General features: G+C 71.2%; 3 protein-coding genes and 1 pseudogene. All 4 read right to left on the bottom strand.

What is annotated here, in order from left to right; translation table 11 throughout:
- Positions 1–20: 20 nt before the first annotated feature.
- Complete coding sequence (locus ACYQ78_RS05970) at positions 21–3020, bottom strand: type I polyketide synthase (protein WP_459799653.1); 3000 nt, start codon at positions 3018–3020, stop codon at positions 21–23.
- A gap of 19 nt (positions 3021–3039) precedes the next feature.
- Positions 3040–3879 (bottom strand): ABC transporter permease, encoded by an 840-nt coding sequence (locus ACYQ78_RS05965; RefSeq protein WP_459799652.1) that lies wholly within the window; start codon positions 3877–3879, stop codon positions 3040–3042.
- Positions 3876–4388 carry an AAA family ATPase gene (locus tag ACYQ78_RS05960; protein WP_459799762.1) on the bottom strand — a complete coding sequence of 171 codons (513 nt, stop codon included), beginning with the start codon at positions 4386–4388 and terminating at the stop codon, positions 3876–3878. The genes ACYQ78_RS05965 and ACYQ78_RS05960 overlap by 4 nt, the downstream gene beginning before the upstream one ends.
- Positions 4389–4724, bottom strand: a pseudogene (locus tag ACYQ78_RS05955) (ATP-binding cassette domain-containing protein); the annotation flags it as partial. It abuts the gene before it with no gap.
- Positions 4725–4762 lie beyond the last annotated feature (38 nt).

The following is a 4762-nucleotide window of genomic DNA, read 5'->3' as shown; positions in this document are numbered from 1 at the left end:
CTGGTGTCTCCTGGACGCGATCAGGCGATGCCGAGTTCGTTGTCGATGACGTCGAAGAGTTCGTCGTCGGAGAAGGAGCCGAGGTCGGCGCCGGGGCCCTGCCACTCGGCGAGCAGGTCGGCGAGCCGGGCGGTGATCCGGTCCCGGTCGGGCCCTCCGGCGTCGAGCCGCCCGAGCACGGCCTTCAGCCGGTCGAGCTCACCGAGCACCCCGAGGGCGTCGGTGGACGACCCCGTGGGGGTGAGCCGCTCGTACAGGTGCCGGGCCAGCGCCACGGGCGTCGGGAAGTCGAAGATCATGCCGCCGTCGACGGCCAGCCCGGTCGCGGCGGCCAGCCGGTTGCGCAGTTCCACCGCGCCGAGGGAGTCGAAGCCGAGCTTCTTGAAGGTGTGCGCGCCGTCGATCTCGCTCGCCGTCCCATATCCCTGTACGGCTGCCGCGTGCCCCTTCACCAGGGCGAGCACATCGTCATAGGAGGTGGCCGAAACAGGCGCGACCGGAGCTTCGGCCGGCTCGACGGCGGTCCGCTCGCGGGCGGCGCCCTCCAGCCAGTGGTCCGTGCGCTGGAACGCGTAGGTGGGCAGCTTGACCCGCCGCCCGGCGAACCCGAAGTCGACCGGAACCCCGGCGACGCGGGCCTCGGCGAGCGAGGTGAGGAAGCGCCGCGCCCCCTCGCCCCGGCGCAGCGTCGAAAGCTGCTGCGACAGAATCGGATGCGGGCTGACCTCGATGAACGGCCCGTAACCCGCCTCCGTCAGCGCGGTCACGGCGTCGTGGAACCGGACGGTCCCGCGAAGATTGGCGTACCAGTAAGAGGCGTCGAGCCCTTCGGTCCGAGCCCAGCCGACGGTGACCGACGAGAAGAACGGCACCCGCGCGGGAACCGGCTCGATGAAAGCGAGTTCGGTGAGGAGCGCCTCGCGCACCTGCTCGATCTGGGGGCCGTGGGAGGCGTAGCCGATGGGCAGCAGCCGGGCGCGAACCCCGAGCGCGACCGCTTCGGCCTCGATCTCGGCGAGCGGTTCGAGGTCCCCGGAGAGCACAACCGAGCCGGGCCCGTTGTCGACCGCGAGCCCGACCCGCTCGGAGAGATAGGGCCCGGCCTCCTCGGCCGACATCCCGAGCGCCAGCATCGCGCCCCGCCCAAGAACGGCCCGCAATGCCCGAAGCCGCGCGACGACCAGCCGGGCGGCGTCGGCCAGCGAGATCGCCCCCGCGACGACGGCGGCGGCCACCTCGCCCTGCGAATGCCCGACGACGGCGGCCGGTTCCACGCCATGAGACCGCCAGAGCTCGGCCAGCGAGACCATCACCGCCCACAGAACGGGCTGGACGATCTCGTCGTCATCGAGCTCCCGCCCCGACCGCAGCACCTCGATCAGGTCCCACCCGACGTGCGGCCGCAAAGCCTCGGCACACGCGCCCATCCGGGCGGCGAACACGGGCGAGGCGTCGAGCAGCTCGGCCGTCATCCCCGCCCACTGCGACCCCTGCCCAGGAAAGACCATGACGACCCCGGACGCGGACCCCGCCACTCCCTGCACCACATTCGGAGCGGGCACCCCGCCGGCGAGCGCCCTCAGCCCTTCGCGCAGCTCATCGCCCTCACCGACGACCGCCGCCCGATACTCCAAGGCGACCCGCGAGGTCACCAGCGAGTACGCGACGTCCCGCTCGTCGTACCCATCCACCGATGCCAGCAGCCGGCCGGCCTGGTCGCGAAGCGCGGCGGGAGTGTGGCCGGAAAGCACCCAAGCGGTCGGCCCTTCAGACCGCATGAATTCATCCGAAGCGACTGGAGGTTCGGCCACGACCACGTGACAGTTGGTGCCGCCCATGCCGAACGAGCTGACACCCGCGACCAGCCGCTCCTCCGGGAACGGCCACGATCCCGTGGACGTCTGGACCACGATGCCGGCCGGGATCGCGGGGTGACGCACCGAGTGGTTGAGGGTGGCGGGGAGTTCGCGGTGGTGGATGGCGAGGACGGTCTTGATCAGGCCGGTGATGCCGGCGCCGCCCTCCAGGTGGCCGACGTTGGTCTTGGCCGAACCCACGACGAGGGGCGGCGACCCGGGAGCGCGGGCGGCGCTCAGAGCGGCCGCCTCGATCGGGTCACCGACAGGAGTTCCGGTGCCGTGGAGTTCCACGTACTGGACGGAGGAGAACGCCACCCCGGCCCGGTCGCACGCGAGCCGGATCAGCTCCTCCTGGGCCACGGCCGACGGCACGGTCAGCCCGGCGCCCTGCCCGTTGTTGACCGCGCCGCCGAGCAGCACGCAGTAGACGTCGTCCCCGTCGGCGACCGCGTCGTCGAGCAGCTTGAGCACGACCACGCCGCCGCCCTCGCCACGCGCGTAGCCGTTGGCACGGGCGTCGAAGAGGTGGACGCGCCCGTCGGGCGACAGGCCGCCGAACTCCTGGCAGGCCAGCGCGCTGTCCGGCGACAGGTTGAGGTTCACGCCACCGGCCAGCGCCAGGGCGCACTCCCCACGGCGCAGGCTTTCGGCCGCCATGTGGACGGCCACCAGCGACGACGACTGCCCGGAGTCGACGACCAGGCTGGGACCCGACGCCCCCAGGAAGTGGGACACCCGGTTGGCGATGGCGGACCGCTGGGTCCCGGCCAGGGTGTGGCGGCCGATCAGGGTGGTGTCGCGCTGGCGGGTGAGGGTCGCGTAGTCGTCCCAGATGGCGCCGTAGAAGACGCCGGTGCGGCGCGTGCCCGGCAGGCCCGCGTCCTCCAGCGCCTCCCAGCTCAGTTCGAGCATGAGGCGCTGCTGGGGGTCCATGGCGGCGGCCTCCCGGGGGGAGATCCCGAAGAAGGCCGCGTCGAATCCGGCGACGTCGTCGAGGAAGGCCCCGGCCCGGGGAGCGGGGACGGTGTCGTCCCATCGTCCGGGCGGGACCTCGGTGACGGCGTCGACGCCGTCGCGGAGCAGCCGCCAGAAGGCCTCCGGATGGGGGGCCTGCGGTAACCGGCAGGCCAGCCCCACCACGGCGACGGGCTGGTACGTCATCACGCTCCTCGCAGGTGGGCTAGTCGCGCGTGCGGCGCAGGAACCCCGCGACGCCGATGACGGCGAACAGCAGGCAGCAGCCGCCGAGCACGCTGAAGTCGAGCCACAGCGGGATCGAGGTCACGTCGGGCACCAGAACGGCCCGCATGCCCTCGCTGACGTACGTGAGGGGGTTGGCCGCCGACAGCCACTGGAACCATTCGAGGTCGGCGATCGAGTGCCACGGATACTGGGTCGACCCGGTGAACGCGATGGGCGTGAGCAGCACCGCGAACATGATCTCGATCCGCTTGGGCTGGACCGACGTGCCGATCGCGAGCCCGATCGCGGCACCGGCCACGGCGCCGACGAACAGCACGCCGAACGCGGGCAGGAGCCCCTCAAGAGGCCACGACACGTTGGGGAACAGCAGGAAGCCGAACGGCACCATGACCAGCGCGGCGAGCGTGCCGCGCAGCCCGCCGAAGAGGATCTTCTCCAGCGCGACCGCCCAGATCGGCAGCGGCGCCATCAGGCGGTCTTCGATCTCCCGCGTGATCGCCAGGTCGAAGACCAGCGGCAGCGAGGTGGCGTAGACGCCGCCCAGCAGGGCGTTGAGCGCGATGATGCCGGGCAGCAGCACGGAGGCGAAGCCGTCGCCGGTGAAGCCGACCTCGGCGAGCACCATGCCGAAGATGAACAGCATGAAGAACGGCTGCACGATCGACTGCGCCAGGAAGTCGAACGGCTCGCGGGCCATGACGTACAGGTCGCGCCAGAGCACCGAGCCGAAGGTGCGCAGCGGGCTGGTCCGCACGTCCGGCGCGGGCGGCGGCGTGGTCTCCTCGACGCTCTCGGGCGCCGACAGCGTCGCGGTCATCTGACTTCCCGTCCGGTGATGTGGATGAAGACGTCTTCAAGGCTGAGGCGGCCGACGGCCACGTCGCGGACCTCGCGGTCCCTGTCGGCCAGCAGCCGCAGCGCGGCGGGGAGGATCTCGCCGCTGGGCAGGTCGGTGAACACCCGCACCCGGCCCTCGCCGAGGTCCTCGGCCCGCTCGACGCCGGGCAGGCCGGCCAGCGCCTCGGGCAGCCCTTCGACGTCGCCGCCGATCGTGAGGGTGACGGTGGTGGCGCCCTGGATGTCGCGGGCGAGGTTCTCGGGCAGGTCGCAGGTCAGCAGCTTGCCGTGGTCGATGACGCCGATCCGGTCGCAGAGCTTCTCGGCCTCGTCCATGTCGTGGGTGGTCACGACGACGGTGACGCCCTCGTCGCGGAGGGCCGCGACCCGCTCGTGGACGAACAGCCGCGACTGCGGGTCGAGCCCGGTCGAGGGTTCGTCGAGGAACAGCACCCGGGGGCTGTGCATGAGCGCGCGGGAAATCATCACGCGCTGCACCTGGCCGCCGGAAAGGAAATCGATTCGTGCTTTCGCCTTGTCGGTCAGCCCCATTCCCTCAAGCACGGAATCGGCCCGCCGATTTCTTTCCGCACGCGGCACGCCATGATATGCGGCATGAAAAAGGAGATTCTGCCGGACATTGAGCGACCGATCGAGGTTCACTCTCTGGGGGACGACTCCGAGAACGCGCTTGGCGCTCGTGGAATTGCCCACTACGTCGACTCCATCGATGGTGACCTGGCCTGACGTGGGCAGGACACGCGTCGTCAGCACCCCGATGGTGGTCGACTTGCCGGCGCCGTTCGGCCCGAGGAGACCGAACACCTCGCCTTTCGCGACGGAGAAACTCAATCCGTCGACGG

The sequence above is a fragment of the Herbidospora sp. RD11066 genome (genome assembly GCF_054661255.1).
This window is presented reverse-complemented; position numbering and strand designations above follow the sequence as displayed.

Excerpts from the sequence above, each read along its gene's own strand:
- ACYQ78_RS05970 (WP_459799653.1), bottom strand. The coding sequence starts at position 3,020 with ATGACGTACCAGCCCGTCGCCGTGGTGGGGCTGGCCTGCCGGTTACCG.
- ACYQ78_RS05965 (WP_459799652.1), bottom strand. The coding sequence starts at position 3,879 with ATGACCGCGACGCTGTCGGCGCCCGAGAGCGTCGAGGAGACCACGCCG.